Source organism: Lysobacter sp. DMC104 (assembly GCF_056313665.1).
The window spans coordinates 83,707-102,079 of sequence record NZ_JBQUZW010000015.1 but is presented as its reverse complement, the minus strand read 5'-3'; the positions used below and the strand labels follow the sequence as shown (position 1 = coordinate 102,079).

At 64.4% G+C, this 18,373-nt stretch carries 16 protein-coding genes; all 16 read right to left on the bottom strand.

Features of this window, described 5'->3' with window-relative positions:
• Positions 1-54 precede the first annotated feature (54 nt).
• Positions 55-456 carry a hypothetical protein gene (locus ACT53R_RS17345; RefSeq protein WP_476173165.1) on the bottom strand — a complete coding sequence of 134 codons (402 nt, stop codon included), beginning with the start codon at positions 454-456 and terminating at the stop codon, positions 55-57.
• A 115-nt stretch (positions 457-571) separates the two neighbouring features.
• On the bottom strand, positions 572-1,045 hold the full coding sequence (locus ACT53R_RS17340; RefSeq protein ID WP_476173164.1) for a hypothetical protein: 474 nt from the start codon (positions 1,043-1,045) through the stop codon (positions 572-574).
• A 111-nt stretch (positions 1,046-1,156) separates the two neighbouring features.
• A complete protein-coding gene (locus ACT53R_RS17335) occupies positions 1,157-3,157 on the bottom strand; it encodes a CshA/CshB family fibrillar adhesin-related protein (protein WP_476173163.1) in 2,001 nt (666 codons plus the stop codon).
• Positions 3,158-3,191: 34 nt separating this feature from the next.
• Positions 3,192-3,575, bottom strand: coding sequence for a roadblock/LC7 domain-containing protein (locus ACT53R_RS17330; protein ID WP_476173162.1), 384 nt, complete (start codon positions 3,573-3,575; stop codon positions 3,192-3,194).
• Positions 3,576-3,772: 197 nt separating this feature from the next.
• Entirely contained in the window at positions 3,773-4,177 is a 405-nt protein-coding gene (locus ACT53R_RS17325; protein WP_476173161.1) for a hypothetical protein, read from the bottom strand.
• 12 nt (positions 4,178-4,189) lie between these two features.
• Entirely contained in the window at positions 4,190-5,518 is a 1,329-nt protein-coding gene (locus ACT53R_RS17320; protein WP_476173160.1) for a phosphatase domain-containing putative toxin, read from the bottom strand.
• A 101-nt stretch (positions 5,519-5,619) separates the two neighbouring features.
• Complete coding sequence (locus ACT53R_RS17315; protein WP_476173159.1) at positions 5,620-6,165, bottom strand: GTP-binding protein; 546 nt, start codon at positions 6,163-6,165, stop codon at positions 5,620-5,622.
• A gap of 3 nt (positions 6,166-6,168) precedes the next feature.
• On the bottom strand, positions 6,169-6,948 hold the full coding sequence (locus ACT53R_RS17310; protein ID WP_476173158.1) for a hypothetical protein: 780 nt from the start codon (positions 6,946-6,948) through the stop codon (positions 6,169-6,171).
• A 112-nt stretch (positions 6,949-7,060) separates the two neighbouring features.
• The gene (locus ACT53R_RS17305; RefSeq protein ID WP_476173157.1) at positions 7,061-9,184 is read right to left on the bottom strand and encodes a hypothetical protein; all 2,124 of its coding nucleotides are present in this window, start codon (positions 9,182-9,184) and stop codon (positions 7,061-7,063) included.
• Entirely contained in the window at positions 9,139-9,882 is a 744-nt protein-coding gene (locus ACT53R_RS17300) for a PilW family protein (protein ID WP_476173156.1), read from the bottom strand. The genes ACT53R_RS17305 and ACT53R_RS17300 overlap by 46 nt, the downstream gene beginning before the upstream one ends.
• Positions 9,879-10,295 carry a hypothetical protein gene (locus tag ACT53R_RS17295; protein ID WP_476173155.1) on the bottom strand — a complete coding sequence of 139 codons (417 nt, stop codon included), beginning with the start codon at positions 10,293-10,295 and terminating at the stop codon, positions 9,879-9,881. Before ACT53R_RS17295 ends, ACT53R_RS17300 begins: the two co-directional genes overlap by 4 nt.
• Positions 10,279-10,782, bottom strand: coding sequence for a pilus assembly FimT family protein (locus ACT53R_RS17290; RefSeq protein ID WP_476173154.1), 504 nt, complete (start codon positions 10,780-10,782; stop codon positions 10,279-10,281). The genes ACT53R_RS17295 and ACT53R_RS17290 overlap by 17 nt, the downstream gene beginning before the upstream one ends.
• Positions 10,779-11,204: a type IV pilin protein gene (locus tag ACT53R_RS17285; protein WP_476173153.1), complete on the bottom strand. Its 426-nt coding sequence runs from the start codon at positions 11,202-11,204 to the stop codon at positions 10,779-10,781. The genes ACT53R_RS17290 and ACT53R_RS17285 overlap by 4 nt, the downstream gene beginning before the upstream one ends.
• A 175-nt stretch (positions 11,205-11,379) precedes the next feature.
• The gene (locus ACT53R_RS17280; protein ID WP_476173152.1) at positions 11,380-12,468 is read right to left on the bottom strand and encodes a hypothetical protein; all 1,089 of its coding nucleotides are present in this window, start codon (positions 12,466-12,468) and stop codon (positions 11,380-11,382) included.
• Positions 12,469-12,619: 151 nt separating this feature from the next.
• Positions 12,620-15,016, bottom strand: a complete 2,397-nt coding sequence (locus ACT53R_RS17275) for a winged helix-turn-helix domain-containing protein (RefSeq protein WP_476173151.1) — start codon at positions 15,014-15,016, stop codon at positions 12,620-12,622.
• 983 nt (positions 15,017-15,999) lie between these two features.
• Positions 16,000-17,379, bottom strand: coding sequence for a chromate efflux transporter (gene chrA / locus ACT53R_RS17270; RefSeq protein ID WP_476173150.1), 1,380 nt, complete (start codon positions 17,377-17,379; stop codon positions 16,000-16,002).
• Positions 17,380-18,373 lie beyond the last annotated feature (994 nt).

Below are 18,373 nucleotides of genomic sequence, written 5' to 3'. Positions count from 1 at the left end.
GCCGGAACTGGTCCGAACCCGATACCATCCCCACAGGACTCACCGCCTGAGTGGCTACAAGATCCGTACGCAGGTCACGATCCCCAACTGTGTGGCCTGCCGTTCTCTTGCCCATGCCTCGAAGTCTGCGACAAGCTCCGTCGCCGTGGTTGCGGTCACGCCCTCGGCGGCAGAGTCGACGAACAGCAACGTCGCATGCGCCTCCACCTCGCCGTCCAGGGGAGCGAAGACATTGTCGCCAAGCAACACGCCAACCGGCGCACCGGCATCGTTGATCGCAGCACCGAGATACTTGGAGATGCCGCCAAAGCCGGCCAGCGGCGGATGCAGTTCACGAACGATGCCACCCTCGTTTGGCATCGCCTCGGGATCCCTCGCCGACACATAGCACCGCACCAACCCGACCAATGCATCTGCCATGCCCGGCGGGATGTCGTTGTTGCGCTGGATCTTCATGGAACCTCCGAAAGATCGTCTGCCGACGGCCGCTCGATGACGGCACATGTTCGCTTTGCCGACGGCGCATTTCGATGAAGAATCTTCGATAGAACACGCTTATCAACGGCGAGTTTCAGGTGATCGCACCACTGCCGTCCTTTCCAGAATCTCGATAAAAACCGTCGGAAACCGACGAAAATTGGTCGGAAGCGAAATCCACGGCCCTGATCGTCACCTCCACCCACTGCCCCTGCCCCTGGTGACGAACCTCACCGTTTCCGAGGGCGCGCTGGATGTCGTCGCATGAGAACCTGATGCTCTCGTGGATGTCGTGCAAGTAGTCCACTGCCATCTCGCAACTACCGCACTGGTCGTCGACGAGCACAGAACGCAGCCGGATCGCGTGCCGGGCGCCGAGCGGGAGCACGTCCCGCCGCACGCGACGATCCAGCGCGACGACAGCGCCGTAGATACTTCCGACAAGCGTCACCGCATGGGGCGGGAACATCATTCCCGTTCGCGTGCGTGCCGTGAAGAACTGCTCATTGTCTGCATCGGCGAAAACCACCGTCGATGGCAATGGGGTTCGCGTCATGGTGAGAGCCATATCCCCTCCGCCAATAGTGTGTACCGAGGAGTAAGCAAGGAGCATGCCTAGCGAACGTCTCGGAGCGGACAGGCGATGGCGCAGAGTCAGGCGCGGGTGTGGACTCTGGAATCACTCGACCTGGCATTGCACCGCCATGGAAACGCTTCCCCCCGCAGGCAGGACGGGAATCGCGACACCGGTCGTCTGCAACGCCGTCATCAGAGGAGCACCGGTGAGCGGAGGACAGGCGGCGCCGCCGTTCGCGGTGCATGCCGCAGTCGCGCACGACAGCCCGGTGCCGGGCGGATCGCGGAGGACCGCGTCATTGGCGGGATCCGGACCATGGTTCACGACAGTGAGGATATACGCCGTCGTCGTGCCGGACACCAGCGTATCAGCCGTCTGGTCCTGTTCGGCGTTTGTGCCCGGCGTGTTGGTCTTCGTCAGCACAAGGTCCGCACGATGGATCTCGTTGGTGTACGTGCACACGATGGCGGCGTCCCCTGCCCCGACGGTCAGTCCGTCCGACAGGTCGGTATCGCCCGCACCGCTGCATGCCAGCGACGGGTGATAACGGCCAACGTTCACGTTACCTGGCGTTTCTGACAGCACCGCCGTCTCGCCTGGATACACCGGGACCGCGGTGCCGGCATCGACTTCGTCGGTCAGGTTCGCGGTCGAGGCGAAGCCCGGGGCGTTGGCCAGCCCTGCGGCATGCAGTTCGGCAGTGTCGCCGACGCGCGCGCCGACCCAGGCCTTACGCAGCATCAGCGTGGGACCTGGCATGGCGATCCGGTAGTCCTCTGCCTCACCGGTCGTGGCGATGCCGGTCGCGCTCGCGAGTTCGCCTGTATCGGTGGCGATGCGCAGCCGCAAGTAGCTGGTCGCCTGGGGCACCGTCCCTGGGGCCGGAATCGTCCACGACAGGTTCACGCTGCTGCTGCCGCTGGCGCATGAGGCGATCGATGAACGTTCGCCGGAATCGAAGCTGCCGTTGCCATTGAAGTCGATCCATCCGGCGACGGATGCCGGACCGACGCAGGACACGCCGGCGATGACGTACGGTGTGCCCGCGGCACCAAGCGGCGGAGTCACGGCCGCATAGCCGCCGCCCAGTGGGCCCGTCGTCTTCGGCAGCGCATCGACGTCCGGGCCGCCGACCGCGCCGTTGGCATTCTGGTCGGCCGCAACAGTGGCGCCAAGGTGAATGCCGTAAGTCTGCACCGACAGATTAACGGGATCGTTGTAGTTCACGCCGCCGACGGCATTGCCGCCGCTCCACTGGGTGTCCAGCAGATGCGCTGCGTTGCCGTATGTCCCCGGGATGGCTTCGGAGAAATCGATCTCGATCATCGCACCCACCGCCACCGCGGACACGCCACGTCCCTGGGCAATGATCCGTGCAGACGTGGCGCCATCAATGAAACCGACCAGCGCAGGCCCGCCGCGCGACAACGGCGGATTTGTCGGGGCTTGGCAGTGCGCAGTCGTCCCGGCCAGACGCGCTTCCTGCGGCGGCCCGGCAAGGATCTGGACATCGGTGCTCGCACCGCATTGTGAAATCTGATCGATGATCCTGAGCGCCCCGCCATGCGTAAGCCTGGCAGCGACGAACTCGCCGTCGCCGCTCGCTTCGCCATCGGCGAACACGAGTCCACGCAGCGGAAACGGTGCGCCGCCGATTGTTGCGGAGCAATCGAGGTCGAATTCCACCGTGGAAGCGGTCTCGGTGCGCAGGCCGACCGAAAGCGTGTTGGGATTCCCGCCGATGCCCGCGCCATCACCCGGATCATTGCCACCGATGTTGTACAACTCGTCGAGCCCGTCGCCGCGCCAATCGCCAGGCGCATAGACATAGAGCGCCGCCGTGCCGCGTGACGCCGCGGCATTGCTCAGCTGGCAGGTGATGTCAAGACGATTCGCTGCCGTCGCCGGCGTGTCGATGTTGAATCCCCGGGTGATGGTCTTTCCTGCGAAGACGTTCTCGCCGTTCGTCCCCCAGTCGACCCAGAAGATGGCATTGCGATACAGTCCAGTGCCCCCGGTGGCGTATTGCGCCCGCACCACGGAGCACGGCAGCGCCAGCAGCGCAACGACCAACAGCAGTATCTTGCGTGATACGAGCGTCATACAAACCTCTTCTCTACAATGGCAACGCCATTCGTCATGGCATGGAAGCGACGGCCTTCTTAGCCAGGTTGAGCGTCAATCCCAAGTTCGCCCGGGCATGTACCACTACCGCCAACACATGTTCGTTGGGTGCGCGGGCCAACAGGATCACGCCGAGATCGCCCTGCACGATGACCACCTGCAGATCGCCGCGCGACGTCTCTTCAGACACTCGCTCGGCCAATGCGAGAAGCGATGCGCACATGGCGGCGCAACGATCAGCGTCGAGCTTGATGTCGAAGATTGACTCGACAAGAAGCCCGTCGCCTGAGATCACCGCGGACGCCTCGATTTCCGGCGATGCCGTGTGCAGACCACGAAGGATTCCGCGCAAGCGACTGGCGTAGGGAACGCCGACAGAACCGGTCTGTTGACTCATGAGCGGGCAGGCATTGTTGGAACAGCTGGCATTGGCATGGCGGCCGGACGTCTGCCGCCATGTCGGGATGAGTTTTTCGCGACAGTTATGATCGTCATTTACGGATCTTCAATTTAGAATCGCGGGTGGAAAGCCCATGAATTCCGGATGCACGAACTTCAGATCCGGAAATTCCGCAAATATCGTGGCAGTGGATTTCAGATCATTGATTCCATCTCGGGCATCGCCAGTCGCACCTTCGTGAGCGCCATTCCGAGATTGGCAGAGCGTCTGCAGACGAAACAGGCGACATAGTTCTGATGGATCCTTCCGCGCAGAAAAATGTGAACGAGGTTGTCGCTATTGACGATGATTTCCTGAAAGTAGTGATGCTCGTTCAGCGGCAAGCCGCGGGCCTTCTTGAAGATCTTTTCGATCATGCTGACATTCGCGCCCTGAAACAGGTCAGACGTCGCTGCAGCCAACAGGTCCATGACCTCGGATGGATGCGAGTCGACCGTCTTAACGCCCAGCAACATCCCCGACGCGAGATCGATGAAACCGGCGGCAATGCATTCCGGAACACTCGCCATTGCTTTCTGCAGGCCTTGATCGAATGACATGTCTTGATTCTCCTAACGAGTGGTGGTGGGTGGAAAAGCGAAATCCCGGACGTCAAAAGCGCTTGACGCTTCGGCGCAACACTGCGGCTCGACGGTCGACCGCACGCGTTCACACCAGGCCTGGAATGCATCGATAGCCGCGATCTGACACGCGGATTGCACCCATTGCCGTTCAATCCGACGCACCATTTCCAGTGCCAAAGCGCCTTCGGCGCCGCGCCAGACCAGATACAGCGCCAGAACCGTTCCGGTGCGCCCAAGCCCGGCCCGGCAATGCACGGCTAACGGTTCGCGAGCGGCGATCGCCCGATCGATCAACATGCAGATCCCAACCGTCTGGGCCGTCGATGGCGGTGCCATGTCGGCGATCGGGAATGCATGCGCGACGATGCCGAAACGCGACAGATGCACGGGGTCCATCGCATGTTCGGTGAGATTGACCAGATGGCGGATGCCAACGCACTGCAATGCAGCAAGGTCGTAATCGAGGTCGCCGACAACACCCGGCTTCGGTGTTCCAGCCAATTCTCCGCGTCTCAGCCAGTGGAACCCGCTCGGACCGCGGGAATCGTTGATCGCAATTCTCGCCGCCATCGGCAAAGGCGGAGGTGGTGGTACGCCAGCGTCGAGATCTTGGGGTATCGCGTCCGGCGACGGCAGCAGGCATGTGCCGCCACGGATGAATTCCTGTCCGGCCCATGTCTGCGGCGCGACGAAAAAATCTGCGGTTTCTGCGATCTCCTGTATGCGCCCGCCAGCCAGCAGTGCCGTGCGTCCACCGAGCATCCGCGCATGGCCTTGATGATGTGTGGCGACGATCAGCGCGCGACGCAGGGATTCCCGGCGCAAATGCGCGATCAGGCGTTCGGCGTCACTGCCGGAGAGATTGGCAGTGGGCTCGTCCACGCACAACAATTCGGGATCGGCGGCAACCGCGCGGACGATGGCCACGTGCCGCTGCATTGCGGGACTGAGCGCTTCCACCGGCTGTTCGAGTTGCGGAATCAACGCATCCAGTGCGTTCTCCCGAAGACGTCGACACACCAGGCTGCGCTGTTGCGCGCCAGTCATGCGCTCACGACCAGGAAGATTGCAGACCAGATTCTCGAACACGCTCGACATCATCAATCGTGCGCTCTGCCCGACCAGAACAGGCCAATGACCGTCGGCACCGATCGCACGCCCGAGGTACTCCGCATCTCCCCACGCGCGGGACGTGGAAGCTTCCGCGAGCGCCCCGGACAACGCGCGGAGCAGCGTCGATTTCCCAGTTCCACACGGCCCAAGCAGCACCAACATGCCCTTGGAATGAAGTGTCAGATCAATTTCGGCGAGCACCACCTTCCGCGCGTGCGCGACGCCAAAACCGCACAGCCGAAGGATGGGGGCATGTGTCGCGTCCTTCCGCGGACCCGCAGCCCCTGCCGCGCAGGACGACGACGTCATCGGAACCGCCGGACCATGGGATCGATCTGGCACAGCAACGCGAGCAGCAACCGCTTGACGTCTTCCCGTTCGCGCGCATCCACTTCGAAGACTGGAACGTTCAGGCCCATTTCGTTCAATCGCCTGCGCACCGGATCGATCACCCCACCGGGGACAAGGTCCATGCGTGTAATTCCGACGACCAGCGTACCGCCAGTCCTTTCGATGAAGCCCTTGAAGGCGGTGAGGTACCGTTCCATGTCCGCAACCGGGTCGGGCCGTGCCTGATCCAGCATGAGGACCAGGCCGAATCCGCCGAGGGTGATGATGTCCCACATGAAATCGAAACGCGTCTGCCCGGGTGCCCCGTATAGATGCACCTTCGTGCCGTTGGCGAGATTGAGCACGCCGTAGTCCATCGCGACCGTCGTTTGGCACTTGCGCAGCGCCACATCGTCCGTCGCGTCTTTTTCGGCGTCCACGACGGGCAGATCGCTGATCGTGCTGATCGCCGCCGTCTTTCCTGCGCCCACCGGACCGGCGAAGATGATCTTCTGGTCCATCGTTCACCGGCCGACCATCTTCTGCCACAACGATTTCAACATGACGCCCAGCACGTGATCCGACGACGATGTCGCGCGCTCGTCATTCGCCGGAATCGGAAAATCGGATGGATTGCGCAGTCGCGTTACGATTTCGATGATCCCGGCAGCATGCGCCGCACTGAAGAAGCGAAAGGCGAGCGCCTCATCCACCCCCGCCAACCTGCTGGACAAATGAATGCTGCTCGGCCTTCTCGCCAGCAGAGCGCACAATCGATAAGCGTCCGGCGCGCAGGGCAATCGCGTGAAGTTCGGCCAATGGATCAATCTGACCACCTCATGCCGGTTCGCATATGCCGGCAGACGGCCTGACGAGGCGTAATAACCGGCGATCCAGAACAGTTCCTCAAGGGAACGCATGGGGCCTGACACTCGTGCGTTCGCAGACAATCGCACAACGCGGAAACCAGATCTAGGAACGGTGCAGAAGGCATCCCAATCGTCCACTGCAGCCTGAAATCTGAGGCTTCCCGTGTCGATGTCCACGCAGCCGACGCCATCAAGCTCGATGCGCGTCAACCCGGCCGGCGACGCCACCAGCGCCTGCAGGATCCCCGGCAGATACTCGCCCGGAACATACGGATCGTCGCGCCGCACGCTCGCATCGCCGCTTCCTGTCCACTCGACTCGACCATCGTCCTGCTGCGTCGAAGTTTGTTCCCACACTGCAATTCCCATCATGCCCTCATGCGGAGACAGCGTTGCGGAAATTCGTTTGCACCGACAGCGCCATGCGTCGATCACGACGCCAGGATCGGCATCGAAAATCCGCCATTGATACTGGAGACGCTGCGGCCTACGGATCTATGCGCCATCCGACGCGATCGATGCTCGCCCTTTCTTTGGAGACGGTAAGCTAGAGATATCTCGACCAGCGCACACGGCTGCTGGCCGAGGTCGTCGGCGTGGTGCCCTCACCTGGATCGCCGCCGGTTTCGATTACGGTCTGGTCCCCGGTCATTCCCGATGAGTCGACGGTCATGTGGAAACCGCCCCCGGAAAAATTGATCTGCGAGTTCGCATTGCTGCCGACCATCAGCCGCCCGTTGACGCGGATCGAGCCGCTGGTGCCGGTCAGCGAATTGCCGACGACCACGTTGCCGTAGATGGTGTTGCCGCTCAGCGCCGCGTCGTTCGCGATCACCATGGCCATGTTGCCGAGGGCGACACCGCGTCGTTTGAAGTCCTCGCCACAAAGGTTGACCGGATTGGCACTCTCGCGGCAGACATCGCCATCGGTGGGCGCGAAGTTGGGCGCCTTCAGCACGAAACCGTTGTTGCTCAACGTGATGTTCCGGCTCACCACGAAGGAGTTGAAGAACGTGTAGCCGCTGTTCGGCTGCACGTTGAGCGAGCCGTTCACCCACAGCACGCCGGGCTGGATCGTCCCGAACGCAGGCAGTCGCCACATGTCGTGGGCAGCGTCATACGTGGGGATGGCCATGCTGCGGCACCAGCCGGCATCGCAACCGAACAAGGATGCAATCCGCGTCTGGACCAGGCTGTCTGCGGAAAGCAGATCGTAGGTGCGGTTAAGTGACGCTGGCGCCATGTTCTGGAGTTGCAAGATCGGTTGTGCGCGATCGTCGTTCCGGAAATCGAGGATCATGTTGGCCGCGCCGCGCAGTGCCGACACGTCGATGGACGGCGTGGGCACCTTGCATTCCGGCACAGGCGGTGCTGCAGGCGCGCTGCCACCGGACGTGAGGTGCACCAGATCCCCGTTGCCACTGCGCACGACGACGCTGCCGCCGACGGTGCCGCCATCGATCCTGTTGTTCCACGAATCGATGTAGACCGACCCGCCGATGCGGGCACGCTCGATCGTGCTGAGCTGATTGCCCGCACCGAGCACGAGATCGCCGATCGACAGCACTTCGCCCACCGGCTTCGCAACGCTGCCGGCCGAGCCAAGACCGATGCCACCACCACCCCACAGCGATCCCGTCGGGGAGAGGAATTCGGAGGTACCGAGGATGCGAATGTCGCCCGCCGCCGTCTGCACCGTCCAGAAGCGCCCGTTGCTGTTGGCGCCGTTGGCGGACAGATCGATGCCGGTGCCTGCGTGCAGGCTGACACCCTCGACCTTGCTGGCACTGCAGGCGCTGCCGCCGTACTTGCCGAACGTGGCACCGCGACCGGTCATCGCGCCTTCGGCACGGTAGTAGGTGCCGCAGTACTGGTTGCTGGTGAAATGGATGTCCTTCGTCGTGCAGGCCGAGAACAGCGCAGCACCGTTGAAGTTGATGTCGCCGTCGACGGCGACATCGGTCGCCGTATCGCCATTGACGATGTTCAGGGTGCTGCCGTCGAAGTTGAGCGTGCCCACGAAACTGGCCGTCGGCACCGGCAGGCGCGTACCGGTCCCGTCCGTCGGCTGTCCGGTCGAACCGCCGCCCGGGCGAACGTCGTAGACCACTTCAATCCGACTGGTCGTGGCCGCCGAACCGCTTCCCGCCCTACCGGTGACCTGAGCGGTGATCCGGTACACACCATCACTGTCGGACGCGCACACCTGGGTGAGCCTTCCCGTCGCGTCCAACGCCTCCAGCCCCCCCACGTTCAAGCCTTGCGGATAATCACGGCACGTGACAGCGGCGGGCGTGGACGACTTCGCGGCAGTCGCGGACGCGGTCCGCGCCATGTCGTCGGGCACCGACGCTGCTTTCCCGCCGGCCTTCGGCCCCCACTGCACGAGCGTGGTCTTCGGCAACTGCTTCAGATAGACGCGGACCACCTCCACGCCACGCCATGCGGCGCCCTGCGCGGCCGTGGCGGCATGCGCACTGAGCTGTCGCTGCTGCGTGTTGCGCAGGGAAAAGCCAACCCACAGCACGGTCACCGTAACGGCGATCGCCATCAGCAGGACGATCAGGATGGTGGCGACGCCACGCTGGCGATGCCTCGGCGTCGGGTGTCTTTTCCGTATCGTCATCATTCGTTCCCCGTGCTTGCGGATATCTGGACGTTCGGCAGGCATGCCGAGAACACTTCATGCGCAGCGTCCTTTCTCAGGGAAATGCGCACTGATCGCTTCGGAAGATCGTCGGTGTCGGTCTGTTGCAGATACGGCAGGCATGCGCCGCCGGACAGGCGGACGAATCGCAGGCCTTCCAGGCTGCCGCCACCGTTCTCATCGCCCAGCGCTCCGCCGTGCGCGTCGATCGGCGCGAAGAAACCGGACGAGGACGCCAGCAACCTCGGCCGTTCGTCCGCGGCACTCCCCCAAGTTGGCGCGGGATCCACGGTGGTACAGGCTTTCTCGGGCAACCAGTACAGTCCCCTGACATCGCTTCCGGCTTCCGCGGGCATGACCGGAATGTTCGTGTCCGCGGCATCGGTGACCAAGCGCAGGCCGGCACAAAGGCTGGTGGACGCGGAGCCATCGCGGTAACGCCAAAGCACCTGCTTGCCGTCGTCGGAAACCGCGAGCACGCCCGGAGCGTCGGCATCGAGGCCGAAGCCCGCCTGCTGCATCTCGATCTGCGCAGCCAGCATCGCGGCCGACAACTGCCCGTCGCGCAAGGCGGTCTGCGAAGCATTGGTGGAGATGCCGATGCTCGTCTTGTAGATCGCCACCATCGCGACGATGCTCAGGAGCGAGATCAGCAGACCGACCATCATGCCGATCAGGGTCTGCCCTCGCTGCGTGCGCCGTAGCCGTCGCGCCGGGATCATGGCGTGGCCTCCGGCAACTGATGCGTGCCCACTTCGATCTCGCCGCGGTCGTCCGGAGCTGCCTGCAGCGTGATCTCGGGCGGCATCGGCACCTTCCTGAGCGCGCCCGCCACACCGACCTCTGCATCGGCGATGTGCTTGCAGTCGACCGATACCCCGACCTCGACGTCCTGCGTGAGCGCGATCGACGACGCAGGGGCGTCGCACAGCGTCAGGCCGTCGCGCTGCAAACGGTCGCGCAAGCGTTCCACGACGAGATTCTCCAGTTTCGCGTCATGCTGGCTGACCGCGATGCGCGAGGCGACATGGGCGATGCCCGCACCGAGGATACCGACGAGCAGGACGCCGACCAGCGATTCCAGAAGGACATCGCCACGCTGTCTGGCGCGAAGCGGCTTACAGAAGTTCGACATGGATCGGGTCCTGTTCTCCCACACCGATCGCGATGCGGCCGATGGTCAGCGGGAGCGTGCAATTGACGGCATCGGGCAGACGAATGCCCCGGCTGTTGAAGGCGACGCAGCGGAATCGTTCGTCGCTTCCGTGCTTCATGATCCGTGTCGCCGGAATCGCTTTTCCGGCCGTGTTCAGCACGACGCTTTCGTGAAGCCGGGCCGACCATACGGTGGTATCCGAAGGAGACATCACCACCTGCACGTCACGACCTGCCACCCGCAGCATTGCCACCGGCTGATCGGGAGCGAGCGCCGCCGGGTTGCGGAGCGCGAGCGCGCGCGCCTGGCCGATGCCGTCGAGCAACTGGTTCCGCGCCTGCATCTGGCGCACGCCGTCGACCCAGCCTCGCGTGAAGGGAAGGCCGACGAACAGCAGGAAGGCCATGATGGCGATCGTCACCATCAGCTCGATCAACGTGAAACCGGAAGTTCGGCGCCGGGTCACCACGAGAGGTCCCCGACGTTCGGACAGCCGGCCGTGGTGCGGGTGTTGGCAGCCGTCAGCGACACGCTGCAGCCGGCCAGGCGGCCGCCCACACCGGTCGCGGTGATCCGGTATCCGCTGGCGTCGGTACCGTAGGCGAAGCTGAAGTCCGTCGACCGGGACGCCGGGGTCCAGTTGGCGAAGCGACCGGTCACCGCGGCGGTCCCGCTCAGCGCCACCGCGGGATACAGCAGCGTTCTCTGGCGGTCGTTTTCAACGCTGGCCGACAGCGCCAGCAGATCGGACTGCGCGACCCGGATGCGGCTGCGCGTGAGGTAGTCCAGGTAGGACGGCAGCACCAGCGCCGTCAGGATGGCAATGATGGCCAGCACCACCACCAGTTCGATCAGCGTGAAGCCACGCTGGCGCGTTCTCGCATTCATGTCGATGGTCCGCCCCTGTACGGAATCCACGGAAAGCGGGCGCAGCTTGCGTCAACTCCATACGCCACCGCATGCACGAACCATGCAGCGGGCATGCCGAATGCATGCAAGCCTCTGTTATTGAAGGATTTATATCCTGACCGACAGTGGACACGGGCACATCGGCACGGGCGGATCAGGCGCCAAGGCGCCTCGGAGGCATCGCGACCCGTTCGAGCACCCCGCTGGCCCAGAATGCCCAGAACAGCGCATTGATCCGCATGGATGACGGCGCCTCGTGCCCGACCATGGCAGACACCTGCACCGGTGCCTGGCGGACCACCGAGACCATCAGCGGCAGCACCCAGGCGTACTGCGGCTCCTGCCCGTCCAGATCGGGCCAATGCGCCAGCCGGAAATGCACGGCATCCAGCCGCGGCAACATGGCCTCCTGCGACAAGCAGGCGCGCAGCAGGAACAGATCCAGACTGGTCTCCACCGCGGACGCATCGGTGTCATGCAGCGACACCGGCCGCCATGCAGGACTCAACAAATGGCGGGCGGCCTCGTCGAGATGCCACAGTGAGGAGGCTTGGATCCGTGAGGACAGACGGTTCAGTCGAAGGTGGACGTGTCCGCGCATCAGCGGGGTCCAGCCGGTTGCCCGCTGTCGGACCACCTGCGACAACAGGCTGGTACGCAACAGGTCCGACAGCGCCGACATTGCGCCGTCGGGCACTGCGTCGTCACGATGATGAGGCGCCGTTTCCATGCAGAGCCGCGCGATCAGCGCGACCAGATCCGCCTGCGACAGCGTCCGCAGCGCGCCATCCTCGCTCCGATGGACCAGCGCCTGCGCGCCCGCGCTTAGATGAACGACGCGGCTCCGGGAGCGGATCGCCAGGGCACAGACCATGCGGGCATAGATATCGTCGCAGTCTGCGATGACGACGTCGGGGCACTGACCGTTCCACTGCGCCAGCGCCACCGAATAGCCTTGGCCCAGGGCGGCGACGTCGCGGCAGGCCGCGCGCAGACGCGCCTCGGTCGCCGGGGACAGGCCCACCATCGCCACCGAGACCGCCCGAACGGGCGCCACCCAAGGCACCCTCGACGTGAATAACCGCACCTTGGCCTGGCCGAGCCACCGCCGGCAGCGCTGCGGCCAGCTGCCGCGGGAAACCGGAAGTGGCGCATCCAGACCCGGGGGACATGGCGGACGCTCGCATTCACTGCCGGGGAGCCCGATGCGCTCGGGGGCACGCTCGCTCTGCATGGAGATCACGACCCCCAATCCATGGTTCGACCGGGTCGCACGGTGCGGGCAACGTGATCAGGACGCATGCCGAAGAAGTGCTGCGGCATGCAGCCGGGATGCATCCCGGGTCATCGCCGCACCTGCAGGCCGGCGCACGGCCTCCAGAACAGCCCGGGCTTCAGCGAGCGGGTTCGGTCAGCGCGACCGCATCGCGCCCGACGGGAATGCCGGCATCCCATTGTCCCTCGCCCGCCAGTCGTGCCGCCTCGCGATACCCCGCACTGGCTCCGGCGGCATTGCCCAGCGCTTCCAGCAGGCGCGCCTGCACGCGCGCCGCGCGAACGTCCTCGTGTGACCAGGCCGCCAGCCGCGCAACGACCTCGCTCGCTGCGTCCAGCCTTCCGGAGGCCATCAGGACATCCGCATAGGAACTGCCGACCTCCACCAGCACCTCGGGCACGCCCAGATGCTCGGCACCGGCAAGGGCCCGGGCATAACGCACCATGGCGGCGGAAGGTTTGCCTTCAGCCCAGGCCCGTTCGGCCTCGACCAGGGACGCGCCCACCTGCAGGCGCTCATCGGGAAACCGGCTGACCCAGGCCCGCAGTTGATCGGCAGCCAGCCCGGCCGCCTCCGGTCGCCCTGCGGCACGCAGGGCGCGGATCTCGAGCATGCCGTTGTTGAAGTAGTCCTGCCGGTCGACATCGGACGGAAACAGCGTGCGCGCCTGTTTCGCGAGATCCGCCGCACCGGCGAACTGCCCGCGCGCCATGCGGATCCGCGCCGACAAGGCGAGCAGGTCGGCACGCACCCAGTCCGACTGTGGGGCCCCGGGTCGCTCCAGAATGGGAGCGACCAGTGCCTCCGCATCCTTCAATCGTCCCTTGTGCATCAACGCCCAGGCCCGGTATCCCGCTGCGCCGTCGTAGCGGGCGCTGCCACTGTTCCAGTAGCGATCGGTCGCCGCGAGCGCGTCGTCGTGCTGGAGCAACTGGCTGTAGGTTTGCGACATCGCCATGAGGGTGATGGCCTGGTCGCCGAGTGCGCCGAGGTTGCCGAACTGGCGATCCGCCGCACGCAGCGACGCGAGCGCCGCTGACAACCGGCCTTGCTGGGACAGCACGGCCCCCATGCGCTGGTCGATTCGCGCGATCTCGCGCAGGTTGCCGCGTCGCAGGAAGATCGCCCGTGCCTGCCCCAGGTCGACCATGGCCGCATCGGGCTGCCTGTCGGTACGCATCCAGCCACGCAGCGAGTAGGCGTTGCCCAGCGCATCGGAACCGACCAGTGTCGACTTCAACCCGATGACATCCTGCAGCGCCGCGTCGGCGCGCCCGAAATCACCGTCGCGGTTGACGTACAGCCACGCCTGCGTCACGCGCATCTGGCCGTAGATTTCGGGATCCTTCCCGCGGGACACCTTGTCGGCCAGGGCATCGAGACGCTGGTGGCACACGTCGAAGTGACCCATGTCGCAGTGGATGCGCGCCTCCAGCAGCCCCAGTTCCGGTCGCGCGCGCCAAGCTGCGGGGGCCTGTTCGATCAGCGACAGCGCCTCCGGCAGATGCCCGACCAGGCGCACCGCCGCGATCCGCTGCTGCAACGTGTCGATGTCGCCCGGCGCGGCCAGCCCATCTGGCGGCACGGTCTTTCCGAGCGCCAGCAGCAAGCGGTCCGCCGCCAGCCGCGTGGCCTGCATCACCTCTTGCCCACGCGCTTCGGCGTGCAGCAAGCGACCATCCTCCAGCGTCGCCTCCAGCCGCACCACCCAATATTCGCCATCCCTTTCCACGTGCGGATGGACCCGCATGGTCACGCCTGCCGGAAAGGCATCTTCGTCGCGATCCGCGAGCGTCAGGGCGGTCTCGCTGGGCAGCGTCGGCAGCTTGCCCTCGCGCAGACGGTTCGCCACCAGGTCCATCGTGCCCAGACGCAGCCACGACCAGGCATCGGGCGCGACGATCTCCGAAGGCTCGACCATCACCGCGCGCATCGCGGTCGATGGTGTACCGGCCGTCGCGCCCCCCTGTCGATCAGGCGAACGCGACAGGAATGCCGCCAGTCCCGCCGCCGACACGAGCACGGCGAGCGCCAGCGCCGCGAAGGCCAAGTGCCGCCGACGGTGCGATCCGGGCGAGGTCGCCGTCGGCACGGGTGGTTCGGATGCAGAACCATTCGAGGCTTCGGCTTCCGGAGCAACGTCGATCACGGGTACCACAGGCGGCGACAGCGCCGCCTCCTCGACGGAGGTCTCCGACATGGTCTCGAAGATGGGCGCCACCCAGCGATATCCCAGCCTTGGGATCGTGCGGATGAAGCGCTGGTCGTTGCCGGTGTCGCTCAGGCACTGGCGCAGTCGCACGATCGTATGCGCCAGCGTGGATTCGCTGACGTCCATGCGCCCCCACACCGCCGAGATCAGCTCGTCGCGCCCGACCGGGCGATCGCGATGCCGAATCAGGTAGGCCAGGCAATCGAAGGCGACCACCGCCAGCATCACGCGCTCATCATCGCGATAGAGCTCACGGGCCCGGAGGTCCATGCGGAAATTCGCGAAGGTGAAACTGTAAGGCATCTCAAGTATCCGTGTGGATCACCATGGCCGCAGGTCCCCGCCAGTCGGTCACATGGAGGCACCGCCGGAGAAGGGCTCTACGACCCGAAGCCATCCTGTTCGAAGCACAACCCCGCATCACACCCGATGCTTCTGACAGCTGACGCATTGAATGCGACCTTAACGGTGGACGTTCGTTCGAAAAGTCTACCCCCGTGTGGTAGAAGGGACGAAGGTAGGCCAACGTCTTTCAGCGACCGGAGATGACTACGAGCCTGTTGGAATACGATCCAACCATGCTCGAGCGGATGCACCAAGCGGGTCGCGCGTCGTTCCCCAAGCACGAACTCGACGTCATCCCCCTGCTCCGGTGATGCACAGGCCTTCCGACCCAACTACCACTTTTTCGGGCACGGGGGCGGTCGGCGCCCAGCGAGACAGACCACGACGGAGGATTCCTCGCCATCCGCGGGTGGCGTCGGACCGCACGCCTCCTGGACCCACGCGATCTCCAACGCAAGCGAGACGAGAAAATCGCCTGCATTGAGCAACTGCCGCGTGCGCTCTGGCCAGCCTCGCATCCAGCGATTGGCGATCTCCACGGCCAGCGCTGGCATCGACTCCATAACGACCAAGACGGCTGGGGGATAGACTTCCGTATTGTGCAAGCGGTTCATAGGATGCTCCCGACGTCCCGCGATGTGTCGAGGCTACGTGGGCATCAGATTCAACGAATGCCCCTCATCGTTGCCTCTGCGGCGCTGCCGCAGAGGCAAAAAACATGAAAATTCAACTTTCACACATCAGTTTCGATAGCTGGAATTGAAGCCTATTTTACCACCACTGATGACGATCAACTTTGACGTCGTCTACAAGGTCGAGAATGGCGCGAACACTGAGATGAAGCAACCGCCCTGCGATCGGCGGAAACATTTTTTTCGGAGAAGGGCGGGCAGGCGTACAGCACAAGACCGTCGCCAAGATGCGATCCCGCCTACTTATCATCACAAGCACACCGACGCGACGCCTAGAACAGCGGCTCCGAGCAGGACCCAGCCAATCCCGATCTTCAGGCGCAGCGTGGCGAACAGCGCCGCGGCCGACAGCACGACCATCGGCCATTGCACCGTGTCCCATTGCGGGATCTGCAGGCGCAGGACGCCGAGCCGCTCCTCGCGCACGTGCCGGAACACCGTGTGCAGGCTGAACCACACCGACAGGTTGAGGACCACGCCCACGACCGCGGCGGTGATCGTCGACAAGGCCGCGTGCAGGGCCCGATGCCGGCGCAGTGCTTCGATCCAAGGCGCGCCAAGGAAGATGAAGAGGAAGCTGGGGACGAAGGTCACCCAGGCAGCCAACGCAGCACCGGCAAAACCGGCTGCCAACGGCGAGAGGCCTGCCGGGTGCAGGAACGCGGCCTGGAAAGCCACGAAGGGGAGCACCAGCACCAGCGGGCCGGGCGTGGTTTCCGCCAGCGCAAGACCGTCGACCATGACCCCGGGCGCGAGCCAGTGGTAACCCTCGACGACGCGCTGCGCCACGTACGCCAGCACGGCGTAGGCGCCGCCGAAGGTGACGACCGCGGTCTGGCTGAAGAACAGGCCCTGCTGCGCGATGACGCTGCCCACGCCGAGCACGCCCACGACGGCGAAGACCGGCAGCCACCACAGCGCCAATCCGGCCAGTGCGATCCCGATGGCGCGCTTCGCTGACGCCTGCGTGTGCGACAGTTGGCCGGTTGCCAGCAGCCGGTCGGCGAGGTAGCTCGAAGTCGTATCGTCCTTGCCGTCGGCGGGCGCAGGAAATTGCCCCGGAAGGAACCGGCTGCCGATCAGACCGACAATGCCGGCCACCAGCACGATCCAAGGAAACGGCACAGCGAAGACGAAGATGGCGATGAAAGCGATCGCTGCGATCACGACCATTGTTCTGGTCTTGAGCGCCCTGCGCCCGATCCGCAGTACCGCTTCGACCACCACGGCCAGCACGGCTGCCTTCAGACCGAAGAACACCGCTGCAACCAGCGGCACCTGGCCATACAGGGCGTAGACCGTGGCAAGGGCCATGATCACGAACAATCCCGGCAGCACGAAGCACAGCCCGGCGATGATCCCGCCGCGAAGGCGATGCAGCAGCCAGCCGATGTAGATCGCCAGTTGCAGCGCCTCCGGCCCCGGCAGAAGCATGCAGTAGTTCAACGCGTGCAGGAACCGGGCGTCGCTGATCCAGCGACGCTTCTCCACCAGTTCCCGATGCATCAGCGCTATCTGTCCGGCCGGCCCACCGAAACTCGACAGACCGATCCAGATCCAGACGACCGTGGCCTCGCGCAGCGGCAAGGCGACCGGGAAAGCATTCGACGGCGAAGGCACTTCCGACATTAACGCGTCCACAGCGGGTGACAGGAGGTCAAATTACCAGAACTCGATCAGAGCGAAATGCGCTTTCGTTGCACCTATGCGTGCAAGGGACAGCCCGGCCGACGGGGAATCTTGACAGCGCGACTCGAAGCCTTACACACGAGATAATCCGTACCGGCGGCCAAGTTCATCGAGTTCACTTGGTTCTTGTTCAACCCATGTGCCGGCAAGGGGCACGACGCGGCAAGGTCACAAAGAAATTTGCGCCTACGAGTTTCAGTCCACGCGCCCACGAGGGACGCGACCGGCGAACGACAGAACGCCGAGGCACATGGCGCGGTTTCAAAACACGTGCCCGCGAGGGGCGCGACACGGTTACGCGCGTGAAATCACCAACCATGTCGCGTTTCAATCCACGCACCTTCGAGGAGCGCGACACCGTGATTTCCTCGCCGGCTTTCTTGACCTTCGTGTTTCAATCCACGCGCCCGCGAGGGGCGCGAAACTACATCCCTGTTCACCATTCCTTTGTTGGTTTTGTTTCAATCCACACGTCCCCCCGCGAGGGCGCGACCAGTACAAGCTGGATGATTTCTTCTGCGGCAAGTGGTTTCAATCCACGCCCGGCGTTGGGCGAGACTTGGAAACGATCGAATGGTATTCGCCCCATGCATGGTTTCAATCCACCCGCCCGCGAAGGACGCGACGGCGTTGACCAGCTTGGTCACGACGCCACTTCAATGGTTTCAATCCACGCGCCCGCGAGGGGCGCGACGACGACAGCGGGCCGTCGGGCACGGATGAGGCGGAAGTTTCAATCCACGCGCCCGCGAGGGGCGCGACGCCGGAAGTCATCCCCTGTCCCAACTGACCCAAGGTTTCAATCCACGCGCCCGCGAGGGGCGCGACTCGGAGTGGTGCACCACCACGGTCTGCCCGGACTTGTTTCAATCCACGCGCCCGCGAGGGGCGCGACCGCGCGATCTCGCAGCTGGCCGCCCTTGGCCTGTGAGTT